This is a genomic window from Vibrio sp. L5-1 (assembly GCF_021728315.1).
GTDB classification, from domain to species: Bacteria; Pseudomonadota; Gammaproteobacteria; order Enterobacterales; family Vibrionaceae; genus Vibrio; species Vibrio splendidus_K.
In genome coordinates this window covers 537161-554422 of record NZ_JAKKCQ010000002.1, presented here as the reverse complement: position 1 = coordinate 554422, position 17262 = coordinate 537161, and the positions used below count along the sequence as shown (strand labels likewise).

Annotated in this window: 19 protein-coding genes; 15 read left to right on the top strand and 4 right to left on the bottom strand. The window is 42.6% G+C overall.

The genetic code is table 11. The features are described 5' to 3' along the window. Window positions 1-24: 24 nt before the first annotated feature. Together L3V35_RS09310 and L3V35_RS09305 are read left to right on the top strand one after the other, a co-directional pair. On the top strand, window positions 25-3540 hold the full coding sequence (locus L3V35_RS09310) for a hypothetical protein (protein WP_237299463.1): 3516 nt from the start codon (window positions 25-27) through the stop codon (window positions 3538-3540). 62 nt (window positions 3541-3602) lie between these two features. Beyond that, complete coding sequence (locus L3V35_RS09305; protein WP_237299461.1) at window positions 3603-4559, top strand: OmpA family protein; 957 nt, start codon at window positions 3603-3605, stop codon at window positions 4557-4559. 93 nt (window positions 4560-4652) lie between these two features. Here L3V35_RS09305 and L3V35_RS09300 read toward each other — a convergent pair whose 3' ends face one another. Then, window positions 4653-5072, bottom strand: a complete 420-nt coding sequence (locus tag L3V35_RS09300; RefSeq protein WP_123325881.1) for a BLUF domain-containing protein — start codon at window positions 5070-5072, stop codon at window positions 4653-4655. A 205-nt stretch (window positions 5073-5277) separates the two neighbouring features. Continuing rightward, window positions 5278-5469 (bottom strand): hypothetical protein, encoded by a 192-nt coding sequence (locus L3V35_RS09295; RefSeq protein WP_004734640.1) that lies wholly within the window; start codon window positions 5467-5469, stop codon window positions 5278-5280. A gap of 527 nt (window positions 5470-5996) precedes the next feature. Between L3V35_RS09295 and L3V35_RS09290 the strand changes: the two genes are divergently transcribed. The 6 genes from L3V35_RS09290 to L3V35_RS09265 all read left to right on the top strand — a co-directional run bounded on the left by L3V35_RS09290 (window position 5997) and on the right by L3V35_RS09265 (window position 9423). Then, on the top strand, window positions 5997-6422 hold the full coding sequence (locus L3V35_RS09290) for a hypothetical protein (protein ID WP_004734639.1): 426 nt from the start codon (window positions 5997-5999) through the stop codon (window positions 6420-6422). A 236-nt stretch (window positions 6423-6658) separates the two neighbouring features. Beyond that, on the top strand, window positions 6659-7471 hold the full coding sequence (locus tag L3V35_RS09285; RefSeq protein ID WP_237299459.1) for a zinc-dependent metalloprotease: 813 nt from the start codon (window positions 6659-6661) through the stop codon (window positions 7469-7471). Between the two features lie 123 nt (window positions 7472-7594). Next, a complete protein-coding gene (locus L3V35_RS09280) occupies window positions 7595-7846 on the top strand; it encodes a TIGR03643 family protein (protein WP_237299458.1) in 252 nt (83 codons plus the stop codon). A 58-nt stretch (window positions 7847-7904) separates the two neighbouring features. Then, window positions 7905-8300 (top strand): DUF3465 domain-containing protein, encoded by a 396-nt coding sequence (locus L3V35_RS09275; protein WP_054546616.1) that lies wholly within the window; start codon window positions 7905-7907, stop codon window positions 8298-8300. Window positions 8301-8350: 50 nt separating this feature from the next. Further along, window positions 8351-8890, top strand: a complete 540-nt coding sequence (locus L3V35_RS09270; protein WP_065205505.1) for a GNAT family protein — start codon at window positions 8351-8353, stop codon at window positions 8888-8890. Beyond that, entirely contained in the window at window positions 8890-9423 is a 534-nt protein-coding gene (locus tag L3V35_RS09265) for a GNAT family N-acetyltransferase (protein WP_065205504.1), read from the top strand. The genes L3V35_RS09270 and L3V35_RS09265 overlap by 1 nt, the downstream gene beginning before the upstream one ends. 87 nt (window positions 9424-9510) lie before the next feature. Here L3V35_RS09265 and L3V35_RS09260 read toward each other — a convergent pair whose 3' ends face one another. Next, window positions 9511-10032 (bottom strand): type II secretion system protein, encoded by a 522-nt coding sequence (locus L3V35_RS09260; RefSeq protein ID WP_017083309.1) that lies wholly within the window; start codon window positions 10030-10032, stop codon window positions 9511-9513. Window positions 10033-10236: 204 nt separating this feature from the next. On the opposite strand from L3V35_RS09260, the gene L3V35_RS09255 reads away from it, so the two are divergent. The 7 genes from L3V35_RS09255 to L3V35_RS09220 all read left to right on the top strand — a co-directional run bounded on the left by L3V35_RS09255 (window position 10237) and on the right by L3V35_RS09220 (window position 16194). Further along, window positions 10237-10899, top strand: coding sequence for a DNA alkylation repair protein (locus L3V35_RS09255; protein ID WP_237299456.1), 663 nt, complete (start codon window positions 10237-10239; stop codon window positions 10897-10899). 71 nt (window positions 10900-10970) lie between these two features. Then, on the top strand, window positions 10971-11732 hold the full coding sequence (locus tag L3V35_RS09250) for a nucleotidyltransferase domain-containing protein (RefSeq protein WP_237299454.1): 762 nt from the start codon (window positions 10971-10973) through the stop codon (window positions 11730-11732). Window positions 11733-12121: 389 nt separating this feature from the next. Next, window positions 12122-12331: a hypothetical protein gene (locus L3V35_RS09245; protein ID WP_237299452.1), complete on the top strand. Its 210-nt coding sequence runs from the start codon at window positions 12122-12124 to the stop codon at window positions 12329-12331. After that, the gene (locus L3V35_RS09240; RefSeq protein WP_237299450.1) at window positions 12332-13594 is read left to right on the top strand and encodes an integrase; all 1263 of its coding nucleotides are present in this window, start codon (window positions 12332-12334) and stop codon (window positions 13592-13594) included. Continuing rightward, window positions 13591-13908 (top strand): transposase, encoded by a 318-nt coding sequence (locus tag L3V35_RS09235; RefSeq protein ID WP_346730172.1) that lies wholly within the window; start codon window positions 13591-13593, stop codon window positions 13906-13908. The genes L3V35_RS09240 and L3V35_RS09235 overlap by 4 nt, the downstream gene beginning before the upstream one ends. A gap of 500 nt (window positions 13909-14408) precedes the next feature. After that, window positions 14409-14963, top strand: coding sequence for a hypothetical protein (locus L3V35_RS09230; RefSeq protein ID WP_237299447.1), 555 nt, complete (start codon window positions 14409-14411; stop codon window positions 14961-14963). A 286-nt stretch (window positions 14964-15249) separates the two neighbouring features. Then, the gene (locus L3V35_RS09220; protein WP_237299445.1) at window positions 15250-16194 is read left to right on the top strand and encodes an SIR2 family protein; all 945 of its coding nucleotides are present in this window, start codon (window positions 15250-15252) and stop codon (window positions 16192-16194) included. Between the two features lie 22 nt (window positions 16195-16216). Here the strand turns inward: L3V35_RS09220 and L3V35_RS09215 are convergent, their stop codons facing one another. Further along, window positions 16217-17173 carry an IS110 family transposase gene (locus L3V35_RS09215; protein WP_237299443.1) on the bottom strand — a complete coding sequence of 319 codons (957 nt, stop codon included), beginning with the start codon at window positions 17171-17173 and terminating at the stop codon, window positions 16217-16219. Window positions 17174-17262: the final 89 nt, after the last annotated feature.

The following is a 17262-nucleotide window of genomic DNA, read 5'->3' as shown; positions in this document are numbered from 1 at the left end:
ATTGGAACCGTATCTGGAAATTATATGAAAGTATTTAGTAAGTCTCGTTTAGCGACGTGTGTGTTGACTGCCATCCCAGTGATGGCGGTAGCGAAAGACACAGGTAAGCTTGAAAAACTCGGTTCTGAGACGACTGGCATTGAAATCACCAAACCGAATCAAGACCAAGACAGCTCACGTATTTACCTAGAGCAAGGCGCTATTTGGGCAAGCCGTGACATCACTCGCTTTGACCCAGTATTAGATGTCAGTGTCAGTGATGAATTAGAAGTCGAACAAGGCACACTGCGTGACAGCGTCGGTTTCACCGTCACCACCAACTATGGTTACTACATCAAAAAGTACCAATTGGAAGTGTACCGTGTGGGTGACTTTGGCTTGTCTGAGCCAATCGCTGTGCTTGATGGCGATAAACTGGCAAACGATTCTGACATCAACTGGGATGGTCAAACTGATGTCGACTACCAGTTTGCGGTTGGTGAGCAGTTGATGTTCCGCCTAAAAGCGTGGGACAAAGATGGTAACATGGATGTGACTACCGTTGGTGTGACGGACTTAGTAAAGCCTGATTCTGAAGTCGATATCGATCGCAACGATAACGACGATGAAGAGAGCAAAGACAAAAGCTATGGCCAAGCTAAGCTGATGCGTCACAATATCCCGACCAATGCAGGCCTAGCCAAATTCATTGGTAACGGTTTAAAAGGCGTCGATAAGGTCATCATCGGTGAAGACGAATTTGACGTTGAAGACGGCAACTTATACGCAGAGCAGTACTTACCTACAGACTCCTATATTTTCCCAACCAAGGTTGTGTTTGATAACGGTGATGAACGCCGTTACAAGTTGTACGTTCGTATCCCAGATACTTATTACGCGCAAACGGGTTTGGCTGATCTTTATGTTGGTAAGAACAATGTTTCTGGCAATAGCGATGCATTAAGTGTCGATGACCAGTATCAAAATGACATCTATAATCAAGGTCGTTTAGCCTACTTTGGTCAAGGTAAATTTGGTGACAAGCTTCGCGTGACAACTCACTTCGATACTCGAGAAAGTGAGATCAAAGACATGTTCAAACATCCGTTCGCATCAGACGATTCGGATGTATTCGATATCCTCGAAGACGACGATGAGCTGTATTACGGTAACTATGGTGACAGCTCAAACATCGAAAAAGTGGTCAACACTAAGGGTAAGGTTTACCTCAATGTGGAATACGATAAATCGCAATACTTGTGGGGTAACTACAACACAGGTTTAACCGGTACTGAGAACAACGACTACAACCGTAGCTTATATGGTTTCAAAGCTGATTACCGCACTCGCGATACCACCCAATACGGTGAAGACCGCTTGAACGTGGTCGGATTTACGGCAGAAGCTGACTCCTTGTATGCGCATGATGAGTTCTTAGGTACGGGCGGTTCTCTGTATTTTCTTCGCCACGGCGAAGCGGTACCGGGAAGCGACAAGGTTTACGTAAAAGTAAAAGATGAATATGGCCTAGTACAAAATGAAATCCCACTTGAGCCGGGCGTCGACTATGACTTTGACCCGTACCAAGGTCGCATTATTTTGACCAAGCCACTCGACAACATCCTATCCGACAGCTTTGGCAGCGTGATTGAAAACGGCGACGACTACGAAAACTTTCTGGTTGTTGATTATGAGTATGTTCCTCAAGGTTCAGACTCGTTAGATGCGATGTCTTACGGTGGTCGTGCCAAAGGTTGGGTCAACGATTACATTGGCGTGGGCGTGACGTATGCGACTCAAGAAAAGGACAATCAAGACTACGAGTCTTACGGCACCGACTTAACGTTACGTGCGACAGAAGGCACTTACATTAAAGCTGAATTTGCACACAGTGAAGGTAGGCAAACCGAGTCGAATTTCGTCTCTACCGATGGTGGTTTAACCTTTACACCAATTGGCGACACATTGGAAGACCGCGAGGGTGACAGTGTTCAAATCACAGCTGTTACCAGCCTTTATGACCTTGCTCCCACCATTTTTGGTGCCGTTGGTAATGACCTGAAGCTTTGGTACCGAGACAAAGACGCGGGATATAGTTACGCAAGCAGTAGCGATGATCTAGAACAAGAAGCCTACGGTGCAGAACTTCGTTTGCAAGCGACCGATCGCTTGGCGGTTCTATCTCGTTTCTCTACCAATGAAGAGCGTGATGTCGACGGCAATTTAGAAGCGGATACTGAAACCATTGAGGTCGAGACTCAAATTAAAATCACTGAGCACATCAAGGTGTCTGCGGCGGGGCAACAAACTGAAGAGCTTAATCAAAACGACGAGCACAGCGATGCGACCTTAGCGGGTGTGCGTTTGGAATACATGTGGGACAGTGACAATAGCGTCTACATTAAAGGCCAAACCACAGTCTCTCAATCGGATGACTACGACGAGAACGATAGCGCATCGATTGGTGCTGAATTCCAAGTATTGGAAGACTTGTCATTGGGTGGTGAATACACCGACGGCGACCGTGGCCAAGTTGCTGAAGCAACGGTGACTTACGATGTATCCGATGACCACTCAACCTACGTAACTTATGTAGATGATAACTACGAAGGCCAAAACAACGTGATTGTTGGTCAGCGTGCAGACCTGACTAGCAGTGTCGATTTCTACCAAGAGAACCAGTTCGTTGATGAAAACGATGGCCACGGTCGTATAGACTCGTACGGCTTTGGTTACGATGTGACGGAAGATGTCGAGATGGGGATCGGTTATCAACTTGGGGAAATTGAAGATGACCAGAACATCACCACAGAGCGTGAATCTATTAGCTTAAATGCTTCAATTGACCTAGATGACATCACCTTAAGTCACAAATTTGAATATCGAGTGGATAAGAGTGAAGACGACCCTGACATCGCTCAACGAGAGCTACAACAAATCGTGACGACCAACCGTTATACGCATCACTTAACGGAAGAGTACACATTGTTCGGTAAGTACAACTACTCCATTACCAAAAGCGAGACTACGGGCGAAACCATGGCGCAATTTACCGAAGCCACTGGCGGCCTCGCGTATCGTCCGATCTACAACGATCGACTCAATTTACTGAGCCGCTACACCTATATTGCAGATTACGACCAACTGGATCGCGATGTGGATTATCAAGACGAAACCAGTCAGATCATTGAAGTTGAAGCGATCTATTCGATCGACCAACACTGGGATGTCGGTACTAAGTACGCGCACAAAGACAAACAGCAAGCTTTTGAACGAGCGTCTGGTTCGAATGAGCTGGTTAAAAGCGATATCGACCTATACGGGTTAAGCGCTTCTTACCGCGTGATGAAAGAGTGGGATGTGACGGGTGAATACCACTGGAAAACAGACACTCTCAACGATGAGCTAGAACACGGTGCATTAGTTTCGGTGAACAAGCACATCGGCGAGAACTTCAAAATGGGGATTGGTTATAACTTCTCTGCGTTTGATAGTGACTTAACCAATGATGATGACTACGACGCATCCGGTGTGTTCATTAACTTAGTCGGTAAGATCTAAGCCAGCCCAAAAGTGGGTTGAAAGTTAAGAGTTGAGAATTCGAAGTGACAGTTAAGAGTAAGATGAAAACAATTATTTTCCTAATAAGCGCAGTGATGAGTACGTTGCTGCTTTCCGGCTGTGCAACCGACACGTACGTGAGTCAGGAGAACCGAGACAAGTTTGCTGGCATAGACGTGTCTAAGTTTTTAATCAACGAGTGTTTGGCGCCAGAGCGTGAGGTGCACATCGCCATCGCAGAGCATTTTGCCTTTGATAAACACCAATTACGCGACCTCGACAAGATCAACTTGGATACCTTTGTTAAAGAGATCAGAGGCCTCAAAGGGCGTATCACGATTGTCGGCCATACTGACTACAAAGGTTCTCTGGAATACAACGAACGTCTTTCACAGCGCCGTGCTAAATCGGTCGCAGATTATTTGAAAGGGCAACTAGACCCAATGCAATATGACTGGGAAGTGAAACACCTTGGTGAGACTCAACCCCTTCTGTTTGGTAAGACAGATAAAGACCGAGCGGAGAACCGCCGTGCATTTATTGTGTTTGAAGAAGCTCAGAAGTATGAAGAGATGCCTTTCTGTGAGCCACCAAAACCAGAACGTAAAGTTTATATGGCAATGACGCCGCACTTTGATTTTGATAAATCAGTGCTTAAGCCAGAAGACTTAACTCAGTTGGATGATTTCACGGCTCAGTTGAGTGGCTTGCAAGGCAGTATCATGGTAGCAGGGCATACCGACCAAGCGGGTTCGCTCTCTTATAATGAGAAGTTGGCCGAGCACCGCGCCGAAACGGTGGTTGAATACCTCAAAACCAAACTCGACCCTAAGCAGTTCATTTGGGAAGTGAAGTCGTTTGGTAAGTTACAGCCAGCGATTAATGAGCGAACAGAGCAAGCCGATGCGTTAAACCGTCGTGCATTCATTGTGTTCAAAGAGTCTGATATTACTGCCGAACAGCAAGCTCTTTCTGGCAGTGAACAAGAGACGGTGAGCAGCGAGAGTAGAAATTACTGAAAAATAACAAATAGATGCCTCTATAAAATGCAAAAAGCCCCATATGTTGGGGCTTTTTGTTGCTAACTCTAGGGATTAAGTCGGGTCGAAGATCTATTCAGATGGCAAATTTTTCTTTAACTCTAAAAGCATTCGATAAGCACTTTCGCCAGACATTTCGTACGGGTTAAATTGGTCTGACGTTGAAAACTGTAAGTTCAACAGATCGGTTAAATTGGACTGCGGAATGTCTCCCATCGACCAATCTCCAAATTCTCTGCTATCAATCTCTTTAAAATAAAGTATTGCGACGTGATTGTGTCTCTCGTCGTTAAGAATATGATTGTACGTGTGGTTAACGGCCTCTCTAGACCCTTCAATGCATTGAAGAAAGTACTTTTGATTATGGCTGAGAAGCCCCGTTAAATGGCTCTGCCGATTATGATCTCGCGAGATAGCGAGTATCTCCTCCAATGCTTTGGAATCACAACATTCGGAAAGCGTACTGACATAAATTAACCGAGTTAGGAACATAGGCATCATTTCGAATTTTTGTTCAAAGGGTATTAATAAATATAAGCCAAGCTCATGGAATTGCGAGTTATTGATTTAATTGTCACTCGGTGACTTTTGAAAAGAAGAGGATGGGGATGAAGTAGAAAATGGCAGGTCGCAAGATACGCTAAAATGACTCGAATGTTGGCCATTCAATTATTTTAGCGACCTGCTTGTGAGCTCGTTAGTTGTTTAGAATTGAAATCGATTCAACGTTTGAAGACGCATCAAAACGAACATTGACCAACACACTCTCTCGTTCGAAAGTCACATCATCAAAGTCAGTAGCAGCGATCTTGAATCCATTTCTTGCGAATAAACTCGTCACTGTTGTTCGTTGTTTCTGTTCCATAGCGCATGTCAGTAGTTCATTCATCGTGATCTCCATTAGGTAACCGTGTGCATAACGCAAGCGTACAGTCTCTTTGTTATGAAATCAATTGCTTAATTGATAAGCTATGTTGATATGTTCAATTGAATGATTTTGGTATTCAAAAAATCAATGATCAAGAGGGAGGGTGGCTGTTCTGATTATGGAAGATGGAGCGTTATGTGACCGTGGTTCAGCATTCCTAGAGCGTGAGATTCATTGCAAAAATCTCTTTGAAATAAGTAGTTACAAAGCAGGGTGAACCATGCCCGCCGTTTAGTATGTTCGGTCGATTATCGGAATCACTATCGGCCTATATCTCACTTAACTAAAGTACACCGATTTATGATGAGTAGATTCCTTAATAAGCCTTCTTTGTATTGAAATTTGACATGTAAGATGGTGTTGTTATAAGTGTTATTAATTGCATAAGCTTGATTTTAATATTAGTTTGATTTATAAAATAAGCGCTCGTTCATTAACTTCATGATTATATTAGTTTTTACTAACCTTTAATAACATGGAGAAAGGCGATGAAAAAGAACCAAACACGCAACAGGTTAGCGAATTTAGTGCGACTCCGTAGGTCATACAAAGCATCAGATTTTCTGGTGAGCTCTAACGAACTCCGAGTGAAGAAAGATGTGTATAGCTTACGTAAAATCAAACAGTTAGAAATTCGTCAATTGGGTCTTAAAGAAAACGCAATCAATATTGTTTCGTTGGCTTTAGTTCTCTCGGCTGCGACTTGGGCATTTGTTCCTCAGTTCGGTTTACCGATGCTTGCACTGACCTTTATCTTGGCGTTTGTTACATGGCGAAGATATGAATTGCGTGCAGAGTTTAAAGGAGCCGATGAAACTGGCGACCATTGGGTTTCCGTGGCACGCGGTTGTACTCGCGAAGAGTTCAAAGTGTTGAAAAACGTTGAATTGGCTTTGCGCGATCAGGTGTCTTAATACTTTAGATTTCTTCGTATTTGGGCCTTGTTAATGCCAGGGTCTTATAACCGTTGAACTCCCATAATCAATAAAGCTCGTCATTGCATGGCGAGCTTTTTGTTTTCTGAAAAACACAGATAGTGCAGGTTACTTTGAGAGGCCAATGCTTATATGTGTAATGGTGATTGATATGAATCTTAAGTCACGGCATTTGTGATGCTTTTTGTGGTTTTGAATATAGGGAGAGGGTGGAAATGAATACACGAGTCAGTGAGAGTTCTTTTAAAAGGCTCATCCAGTTAGTTGGTTGTGTTTTGATTATAGTGTTGAGCAATAGTCGACTCTCCAATGCTCAAAGCATCGAGTTTCCTACTTGTGCACAGAGCGAGGTTTTGAATACAGAAATACACCTTTATGTTGATGAATCGGTGTTAGCCGAATATTCCAAAGCATTTATAGCCTCTAAGATAGCGACATGGGAAAGCTATTCGAATCTGGTATTGAAGAACTCCTGCATCCCTATGACGAGAAAAGTTACCAAGGTGACTTATACGCCAGAAATCGACAGCCTTTGGTTTCAAGATTTGGGCGCAGCAGAGAGGTTATTAAAACTCTCGATGGATGAGCCGATTCCAGAAACAACAGAAGACGGCGTCCCCATTTTTACTGGGATAGTATTTTCTAATTATAATTTTAGCTTTGAGTCTGATTATTGTGGTATGTCATCTTCAGTATCCTACTTTTTTTCTTTAGCGGTAAACTGCCCTGATTACTTAATGGAGCATGAAATTGGCCATTTAAGTGGTGCTAATCATGACTATAAAACGTTATTGAAAGATTTTGATAGTATCGAAAGTTACATTTCTGGAACGTATCCAAGAGCTCCTCAATATTCCTTCGGCGCAATTTGTGCTGACAGAGGGACTGTGATGTCTTATGAGAGAGATGTTATACCTGCTTATTCCAGCCCGGACATCAGAGTGGATGGCATAAAGTGCGGGGATAGCAAATACCACAACAATGCGAGAGTGCTTAGAGAGTTCGTACAAGCTTATTTAACCCCATGATTGCCTCGCTGCTAGCCTGTTGTTTTATCGAACTTTATAAGTCGTGGAGTTCAAAGTGGTCACCCTGTGATCTTTAAATCTAAGACGAGCGTATTTCTCCCAGTTTATAAAGGAAGAGTATGCATGATGTTATCTAAAGAGAATGAATCAAGAATTATTGAAATGGCGTGGGAAGACCGAACGCCGTTTGAAGCAATAGAACTGCAATTTGGTTTGAATGAATCGCAAGTGACTCGTTTTATGCGTAGCCATCTCAAGCTTGGCAGTTTTAAGCTGTGGCGCTCACGTGTTTCTGGGCGCTCGACCAAGCATGTAAAACTGCGCAGTTCGGACGTTTCGAGAGGTTATTGTCCGACTCAGTACAAGCATCGTTAAAAGATGGGATGCCCAGTCAGTATCCCAAATCAACACACAGATATGGGAAATGAAAGGAATGAAACAATTTTGCGCTCTACTTTTGGTGCTGCTTAGCTTCGGCATCAGTCATGTTCAAGCGAATGATACGCGACTTAAGCAAGCTTACGAAAATCATCAAAGCGACGTTCAGGTGCGCGGCTCGGGTACGGTGTATCGAGTACTTCCTGATGATAATAAAGGATCTCGACATCAGAAATTCATTTTGCGACTCGATAGCGGACAAACCTTGTTAGTCGCACATAATATTGACTTAGCGCCTCGTGTTCAGGGACTGGCAAAGGGCGATCGAATTGAATTTTATGGTGAATATGAGTGGAACAAGAAAGGTGGCGTAATGCACTGGACACACAAAGACCCTCGTAATCATCATACTCATGGTTGGTTAAAGCATAACGGGAAAGTATACGAGTAAACACCTTCGAGACTTTTCCCTTCAAGGCTATAAGATAAAAAGGAACTTTGATGTTTAAGCTGGAAACTGACAGGTTGATTCTTCGAGATATGAGTCTCGAAGACGAGTGTGCGTTTGTTGCGATGTCTCAAGACGTGAAGTATCAGCGTTTCTATGACGAAAGTGATTGTGAACCTAACAAATATCGAGAGCTAACTCAGTTGTTTGTTGCGCAGGCTTTGGAAGTTCCGCGCCGGTCTTTTCAATTAGTGGTTGAAAGCAAAGACTCGGGGAAGTTTATTGGAACCGTTTGTTTGCGCCTTGAGGGCGAGCGACAAGCTTCGATGGGCTGTGCTTTCTCAAGGGAAATTCAGGGAAAAGGGCTTTCTATAGAAGCTTCTGAAGCCCTCGCTGATTTTGGTTTCTCAGAGTTAGGCATACACCGTATCTACGCCGAAACCATCAGCAAGAACTTGGCTGCGATTAAATTATGTAAGTCAATGGGAATGAAACAAGAAGCGTGTTTTAAAGATCATCGATTCTTCAAAGGTCAATGGTGGGATACCGTTGTGTTGGCGGTTCTACGTTCTGATTGGAAAAAGGCTTGGTGATGGAAAGTGAAAGGCTCAAATTAACCCCTCCATCATTAAAATACAGCGAAGAGATGTTTGAGGTGATAAATGAGTGCAAGGCCGAGTTTTCCCCATTCTTACCTTGGGTTTCTGATTCTCTAAGTAAAGAGCAGCTAGAACTTAACATTCAAGATGCTACCAATAATTTCGCCAACTTTACTGGCGAGTTCTGGTTCAATATTATTGAAAAGCAAACAGGGGTATTTATCGGGGCTATTGGTTTTATGATCAGAGACGATACTGTCCCTTACTTTGAAATCGGCTATTGGTTGCGAACATCAAAAACGGGCTTGGGTTACGTGAGTGAAGCTGTCCGAATTATCGAAGAATATGCATTCACTCAAAAAGGTGCGAAAAGAGTCGAAATTAGGATGGCAGGCTCGAATCTTAAAAGTCAGGCCGTGGCCAAACGATGTGGCTATCAACTTGAAGATCGCTTAGCCAATGATCGACGTTTGCCATCAGGAGATATGGACAGCACGCTTGTTTACGCCAAAATAAGTCAGTCTTAAATGTGTGCTGTTGATTCTTAATGTGTGGCACTTTTATTGAGAGAAACCGTAAATTCCCAAGTACTCTGAAAGACCAACATTTAGCGCTTAGTTATCTGGCTCATCGTCTACAGTGACGTCACCATTCATTGAGTTGTAGTTAATGGAAACTCCCGGCACGACTCGATAATGATAGATACACTGATCCGTCTGTATATATTCAGCAATGTAGTCGGTTTCTTCTGGTGAATTGAAACTTGAAATACTAGGTGGATCGAGGAGCAGTGCGCCCCATACCGAAATGCAGTCTTCAGCGTTATCTAATCTTGGGGACTCTTCGGGTAAGTGCCATTGTTGGGCCGGGTATCCCCATTCATTGAAATCGAGCTGACCTGTTGCAGAGTCATCATAGATAGGGACGTTCGTGGAAGCACCGCCACCGTTTGAGGTTAAATTTTTTGAATAGGCAAGATCGACCCCTGTTTTAAAAGAGGCTCCAGTGCCTTTTACAACTGCAATATGAGAATCAGTACTTACGTTGAGGAACCTTGGAGCAGCAGTTACGGCGAGTATTCCAAGGATCACAATAACGACAACAAGCTCAATAAGTGTAAAACCGTTCTTTTTCATTTAGCACCTCTTTTAAAGGCCGCTAGTATGCATTATAAGTTACTCTTACCAAAGGGAATATCCTTATTTTAGTGGTAATTTAAATGCTCAATAATGAATGTTGTGATTAAGGTAACTTATATTTTATAAATCCAATGCGTATGGTTTAAGTGCTGTGTATCTCACTTTGATATTAATTTTAGTTCTATGAAGGTTTGGCAATTAATGAATATCGTTGAAACGGTAAAGCTTCATCTTTCAGACGTTGGTTATCCAGAGGCTAGTGTTAAAACAGGGCAGGTTCGATCTATATCGGCGCTCGTTTTTAAAACCATCAAAAATAAAGATATCTCTAATGTTTTGTCCCTGTGTACTCAATTGCTTGAAGAAAGGGATTGGGCGTTAGGTGTTATTGCTTACGACTGGGCTTTTAGAGTAAGAAAACAATATTCTAAAGAAACGTTCTTCATATTTGAACATTGGTTACTCCACTACGTTACTGACTGGAATGATTGTGATGATTTCTGTACTCATGCGTTTGGTGAGTTACTGTCTCAGTACAATGATTTGTTCGAACTCACAACCAAATGGGTCGAGCATTCCAATTTTTCTGTACGTAGAGCTGCTGCTGTCACCTTAATTTATTCTATCAATAAGAATCGATATTCTGCGTTGGATCCGTTTCGTGTGTCGGATTTATTGTTAAAAGATGATCATGACCTCGTACAGAAAGGATATGGTTGGATGCTTAAAGTCCTCAGTAAAAAGGAACCTCAACAGGTTATTGGTTATTTAAACGCTAAGCATGCTGTAATACCAAGAGTTGCTTTTCGCTACGCGATTGAAAAGCTGGACGATAAAACTAAGCGAGAGTTAATGTTACTTTAACCACTGGCACTCCTCAAATCATCATCAGAATCCGGTGTGATTAATTATAACGATTAAAATAGGAACCCAAGGTGCAAGAACAAACTAGAGGACTCGATCGAGAAGGGTTCATTCAAAATCTTTATTCGCCAAAGAACATTGCGCCTGAATTTCAAGACGTGGTGTCAGCAGTCGTTGATTCGTTGCTAAGAGAGCTCCCAGGTCAAGTTGATGGTATCTACCTGTATGGGAGTGTGCCTAGAGGAACGGCCATTGTTGGTAGCTCTGATTTGGATGTTTCTATCGTACTCACTACGCCGCTTGGTCAAAAAGAGAGGGGAGTATTTAAGCACCTTTCTGACACCATACCCCAAATCTATCCTCAAGTGACTAAGCTTGATATTGATCCAGGATCTCTCTCAGAGGTTCTGCAGCCCAGCGAAGAATTCCATTGGCAGTTTTGGCTCAAGCATTGTTGCTGTTGTATTTGGGGGAATGATTTATCTATAAAGTTTCCACGATATAAGCCCAGTAATGAAATAGCCCAAGCTCTTAATGGCGATTTATCGACTTTTCTTAAGCAAATGACCCCGAGTTTTAAAACAATGGCTGATACGGATGTCGCCAAGGTGATTGGCAAGAAGCTAGTTCGAGCGGCGTATTACTTTGTGGCTGAGAAAGACGGCAGTTGGTACACCAATCTGAGCCAGTGCGCTGCAGTCGCCAAGCGCTATTACCCCAACCAAAGCGACGATATTGAGCTCGCTTATCAATACGCTCTCGGAAATTTGATATCTAAAACGGAAGCTTTTGAATTGTATGAAAGGCTGAGCAAAAAGCTTGTTGTAAGTTAAGCATTAACACAAGCGAGAAAATCAAACTTAACCACCGTGCAACGGTTCAAGGAAACCCCGATGTTGGTAGTAATCTTAGCTGTATGATGTTGATTTATATGAATTTCATGTATTTAGAGCTGGTGGTTAAGCTATAATTGGCCTAAAAAACGGTTAAAAAGGCCAATGAAATAGTCAAATAAAATCAATGTATTAGCAACTTGGTACTACTGTATTAGTCCACCCTAAAGTGGGCTTGAAATCGATTCGTTGAATCGTTTTACGCTTCGGGAATCCTTTTCGTTAATTGCTGCGCAAATAGAATGTCACTGAAAAAATCGTGCATAGTTTTTCTACCAGTAGATGAAAAATCTTAATTTTCATGTAGTGAGAAAGGTAAGGAGAACGACATGGCGACGCGTAAAATCAGACCTAGACAATTTATTGATGAGTTTTACCCTGATTCAGGGATATGCAATACCACCATCATAAACTGGATTAAACATGGCAAGCTCGAGGGCATTAGAACGCCAACGGGCCGATATTTAGTCTGTGTTGACGACGAGATAGGGAACCCTGCAGACAGGGTGAGTGAACTTCTAAGATTCTTGGAGTCATAAATGGTTGGTAGAGCTAGAAGCAAAGAAACGGCTCATTACCCTCCATTCTTGGTGAAAATGAGCCATAGGGGGCAATCTCGATTTCGGTTTACGACCGTAGATGGTGTGAAGAAGCTATTTCCTATCGGGACTGTAGAGCAAGAAGCGATACAAGCTGCGCATGTTTACAACTTGCAATATCGTCCTGAGCTAGGAAGCGCGTTTTCCCTTTCTGAGATGACCCCATTTCGTAAAGCTGTCTCCAAAGGCCGTAAGGACAAATTTAATCGGCCTTTAAAAGAGTGGCTTCCATTAGTGTTGTCTCGTGTGAAGAAAGAAGAACGGCTTTCCAAAGACGTTTATCGAAATTTGGGAAGGGACTGTTACCGCCTTGATGAGTTCATGGGGCGGTTGCCAACCAAATCGATCAAGTTACAGCACATCAATGAGTTCCTTTCGAAATACTATTCAGAGTTAAGTAATCGTCAGCTCAACAATAAGATCAGTAATCTTAAAAAGGTATTTTCCTACCTTGCTGATGAGAGCGCTATTGAGAGTAATTTTGTACTCAATAAAAAACAGCGTCGATTGACCAGAGAAGATTACACAAAAGCTCGCCACGACCTAGATATCGAAAACTACCAAAAGGTCTACGATGCAGCGCCACTGTTTCTTAAGGTCGCAATGAGCTTAACACTTGAGACGACTCATGCTGTGAGAGAGATCTATAGGCTTCGTTATCGTATATACAAACCACGGGAAGGCGTTTGTGGGATTCTTTGGAACCCTGACAAAGAGGTGGAGTATGTTGATGGGCATGCTGTGTATGGAATGCTATATGTTCACCGAGAGAAGGTGAAAAAATCCGATGCTTCCACTGTAGCCATTCCTGTCACTCAGACGATTAAAGACATTGTCGACCTTTCTAAAACATCGAGATTAATTTGTCCTTATATCGTTCATCGTAAACCCAAACAGCAGCAACGTGGCATTTCAAAAGAGACCGACCATCTTTACCAAGTACATCACCACAATATAAGTAAAGAGTTCAGTAAGGTTCGAGACTCTTTAGGGCTATATAGCCATCTAAAGAAATCGCTAAGGCCGACCTATCATGAAATTCGAGGACTAGCAGCTCGAATGATTGAACAGCAAGGGCAGAGTGCTACCGAGCGAATGGCGCATGCGAACGCAAAAACAACAAAAATCTATACAGGCACAAGTGACATTGTTTGGCATCAAGTACCACCTGTTGAGGTTATGCCGAAAAGTGGCCAGAAGTGATTTTTGTCAGTTGTTTAGTTTTGGAGGAATTCGGAATCCGAATTTCATCTATCAAGAACTTATTAGAAGAAGCCGCTAGTAAGAGATGGGTTGTGTACAGTAAACCTGTACTCCACGAGCCCACAGCGGTAGTGGGGTATCTATCTCGGTATTGCAATCGTATCGGGCTAAATCCAAACCAATTAAGTTATAACGTGGATGGCCGTATCACGATGAGTTACAAAGACTATCGAACCAATGGGACGCAAAGAATGTGTTGTAATGCGGGCGAGTTACTTCGACGCTTACTTTACATGTGTTGCCTAAAGGGCTAATGCGTATACGCTACTATGGCTTTTTAGCCAAGGCTGTATGGGTAAAAGCGACAGCGGAAATTAGACATAACTTACGAGAGCGACCCGCAGAAAAGTCGGAAGTGTTGAAAGAGAAACTGTGTTGTCCGAACTGCCATAACAATACTATGGTACTTGTGTGCATCAATATCAGGCCTAGAACAGTCGTTTCAGAGCACCGACTGACCTAGTTGTCTGATTATAATGAATAAAATTTTCGCTGTGTTATGGCGAGAGAGGGGTATTGTTCGCTTTTAAAAATATTATGCAACGGGTATAGTCGCTGTAGATAAATTGGCGGCTAGAAGTGGAAAATGTACGGCTGACGGGGTACCGGTCTTAATAATAATAGTGGAACGTAAGTCAGTCCTAAAAAGCAAATTCCATAGATAGAAGCGGCCAAGTCCAACAGGTATTTATCCATTGTGCTACGACAACGGATAAATACTTAAGCGTTGTCATAGCCAGCAGGGGTTGATCAGATGTTTATAAAAACAAAAGAAATATTAGAAGCTTCAGAGTCTGCTTTACTCGGATTTTCTATAAATCGAAGTTTGCTGAAGCCAGTTCAACGACTTTTTGTCTATCCTTTGGTCTACCTAAAGCTAGGCTTCGGTGATTTCACCAAACCTATGGCTGTATGGTCTTTTACGAGCTTTGCATTAATGGTGCTATTGGCACTGTTTTCATCAAGTATGGAGATGCCTCAAGAGATATTTCTCATATTATTTAATATCTGCATTTGGGGAATATTGTTATTAACAATTTTTTCAACACCTAGTGCTTACGCATTCTATGGAGCGACTGAGGCTAGTGTTAATAAAATTGTCGATATACTTGATAAAAACGGAGTTCAAAGTGAGTCAGGCATAGAACTCTTAGAAAGCAACCTTGAGAAAGTCGAACAACGTATTGATGCTAAAGTGAAGTTCTACAAATGGATAATTGGTGCTTTTTGGGGGCTGTATCTATTAAGTCTTAACTTCCAGCTACGCTTTCTCAGTTTGTCGGGCGAAAAAATAGACGACACTTTTTAAATAGTAGTTTTGAAGACTTCTTGTATGTAGTTTTGTTTACAGTGTTCGCCTTATTAGCAATGATCAGCTACAAACGAGCATCCAACATGTTAATAGCGAACCTTCAATACGCGTGTGTAGAACAGAAGGCTCGCCACCCAGCAGTTTAACAAACTGTTCCAGAGAGATTCGCAACGCGTGGCATTTTTACTATGCGTTGGTTTTAGTGTTTAAGATGGTATGCAGCGGCTTAGGTATTGCGTTGCTCACCCCTTAACAGGGCGTTAGGCGATATGAGGAGGATTCATTGGTAACTTTATTTCTAGGTGCGGGCTTTTCGAAATGGGCGTTTGACCTACCGTTAGTTAATAATCTGTTTGATTTTGATATAGGCACCACCTCTGACGCCGAAGAGAGAAGACTTGAGCTCATCAAAAAAGACTGGGTTCTGTGGAGGGAAAGCAACCCCGATTGCACTCCAGAAAAGTTTGTTCATTGGTGCGTTGAAAAATCTAGCCACAGGAAAAGTCGAGTTATCTGGTATGTGAATCGACGCCTTACAGAACCATTTATGACTAGAATTAGTGGGTCATATTCAGCAGCAATGTTTGACGAGCGTGTTGTTAGAGAAAATGAAAAAATTGTTGCCCTAAAACAATTCTTTGAGAAGCTGAAAGTTTTTGGTCTAAACGGCATTATTACGTGTAACTATGACACGATTGTCGAATGTGCACTTGGAACATCGGGCTTTAATTATGGCGTGGTTGGGGAGCAATTAAGAGGTCGAGGAATCAATCCACAGTTTCCATGGCAAAATGCGCATTTAAGAGTTACTGGTGACACACCATTGGTTAAGCTCCATGGCTCACTTTCGTGGGATAAAGACACCAAATATACTAGCGGTAAGCCAGGAAAGGCGGGTAACGCACTAATTGTCCCTCCGGCTCCTGAAAAAGAGCCTCCAGCTGAACTAAAAGAAGTTTGGGATCTAGGGGCAAATATACTATCTCAATCACAAAGCATTATTATTTTTGGTTTTGCGTTTAACCCTTATGACCAAGCATTATTGGAGTATCTTAAAAAGTTTGGTTCAAATATCAAAAACGTTCTTTTAATTGATCCTTATCCGCAGGTTGAAAGTGCCAAGAGCCTATGGGCTAATAGTAAAATTGAGGTGTTGGATCCTAGAGAAGAATTTGATATTGAGCCGTGGGTAGAAACGTGTACCGTATCGCGCGTGGTCATCGCCTAACAAACGACTATGGCGTCAATGATTAGTTTTTGGCTGTATTTTCATCCCACATAGCGCCATCTCTCAGCATAGAGTTTAGGGTCACAACCATCTTTCGAACACACGCGATTATTGCGACTTTCTTAGGCTTTCCGGCAGCTAAAAGTCGAGCATAAGTCGCTTTGAATACGGGGTTACATTGCATGGCTGACATCATTGCCATATATAACACTGTGCGTACTTGCGCTCGACCGCCTTGGATCACGCGCTTACCTTTGTAGCGCACACTTTCGCGTGTTATTGGAGTGACACCAATCAGTGATGCTGCTTGTTTATTCGTGATGTAACCAAGTTCAGGTACGTTGCTAATTATTGATGCAGCGGCAATGTTTCCTATTCCTGGGACGCTTTGCAATATTGTGTTTTTAGCTTGGTATTCAGGGTTATCTTCAATGAGTTTAACGAGCTTTTCTTCTAACTTGGTGATTTGATTTTTTATCGTGGTTAGCATTGGTTTGATAGTCGGATGGAGAGAGGCGGGAAGTATCTGGATTCGGTTCTTTTCCATGGTTTGCATGGATAACAACTGGTTTCGGCGAATGACTAAGTCACTCATTAGGCGTATGTTTTTTGGCTTTATGACAGTAAGAGCTGGTTTGATTGCTTCTCCATAGTGAGCGATCAATTCTGCATCTAAACGATCATTTTTGGCTCTGCGGCCAATAGCACCAGCGAATCGTTTTATGTGGACAGGGTTTGCTCTGACAATAGGTAATTGAGCCTCTGCACATGCAAGAACAAAAGGCATTTCTAATCGGCCTGTAGCTTCAATAACGATTCGTTCAGGACTATGACTCTTAATCGTTTTGAGTGCTTTTTTGATGCCTTTATCATTGTTCTCTACTGAGAAAAATAGGTCTAGTGGCCTGATGTGGATGTCTAATTGTGTTTTGCCGGTATCAACTCCAACGTTGATGCTTTGATTGATTTTGGTATTCATAATAAGCTAACTCATGCTTGCGTAATGCGGGTTCGAGACCCAGTCGACTATTCGAGGTTTATGCTTGAAGTCCTATGTAGCGTTCATGT

Coding starts and splice junctions, on each gene's coding strand:
- L3V35_RS09310 (WP_237299463.1), top strand. CDS start 25: ATGAAAGTATTTAGTAAGTCTCGTTTAGCGACGTGTGTGTTGACTGCC.
- L3V35_RS09305 (WP_237299461.1), top strand. CDS start 3,603: ATGAAAACAATTATTTTCCTAATAAGCGCAGTGATGAGTACGTTGCTG.
- L3V35_RS09300 (WP_123325881.1), bottom strand. CDS start 5,072: ATGTTCCTAACTCGGTTAATTTATGTCAGTACGCTTTCCGAATGTTGT.
- L3V35_RS09295 (WP_004734640.1), bottom strand. CDS start 5,469: ATGAATGAACTACTGACATGCGCTATGGAACAGAAACAACGAACAACA.
- L3V35_RS09290 (WP_004734639.1), top strand. CDS start 5,997: ATGAAAAAGAACCAAACACGCAACAGGTTAGCGAATTTAGTGCGACTC.
- L3V35_RS09285 (WP_237299459.1), top strand. CDS start 6,659: ATGAATACACGAGTCAGTGAGAGTTCTTTTAAAAGGCTCATCCAGTTA.
- L3V35_RS09280 (WP_237299458.1), top strand. CDS start 7,595: ATGATGTTATCTAAAGAGAATGAATCAAGAATTATTGAAATGGCGTGG.
- L3V35_RS09275 (WP_054546616.1), top strand. CDS start 7,905: ATGAAACAATTTTGCGCTCTACTTTTGGTGCTGCTTAGCTTCGGCATC.
- L3V35_RS09270 (WP_065205505.1), top strand. CDS start 8,351: ATGTTTAAGCTGGAAACTGACAGGTTGATTCTTCGAGATATGAGTCTC.
- L3V35_RS09265 (WP_065205504.1), top strand. CDS start 8,890: ATGGAAAGTGAAAGGCTCAAATTAACCCCTCCATCATTAAAATACAGC.
- L3V35_RS09260 (WP_017083309.1), bottom strand. CDS start 10,032: ATGAAAAAGAACGGTTTTACACTTATTGAGCTTGTTGTCGTTATTGTG.
- L3V35_RS09255 (WP_237299456.1), top strand. CDS start 10,237: ATGAATATCGTTGAAACGGTAAAGCTTCATCTTTCAGACGTTGGTTAT.
- L3V35_RS09245 (WP_237299452.1), top strand. CDS start 12,122: ATGGCGACGCGTAAAATCAGACCTAGACAATTTATTGATGAGTTTTAC.
- L3V35_RS09240 (WP_237299450.1), top strand. CDS start 12,332: ATGGTTGGTAGAGCTAGAAGCAAAGAAACGGCTCATTACCCTCCATTC.
- L3V35_RS09230 (WP_237299447.1), top strand. CDS start 14,409: ATGTTTATAAAAACAAAAGAAATATTAGAAGCTTCAGAGTCTGCTTTA.
- L3V35_RS09215 (WP_237299443.1), bottom strand. CDS start 17,173: ATGAATACCAAAATCAATCAAAGCATCAACGTTGGAGTTGATACCGGC.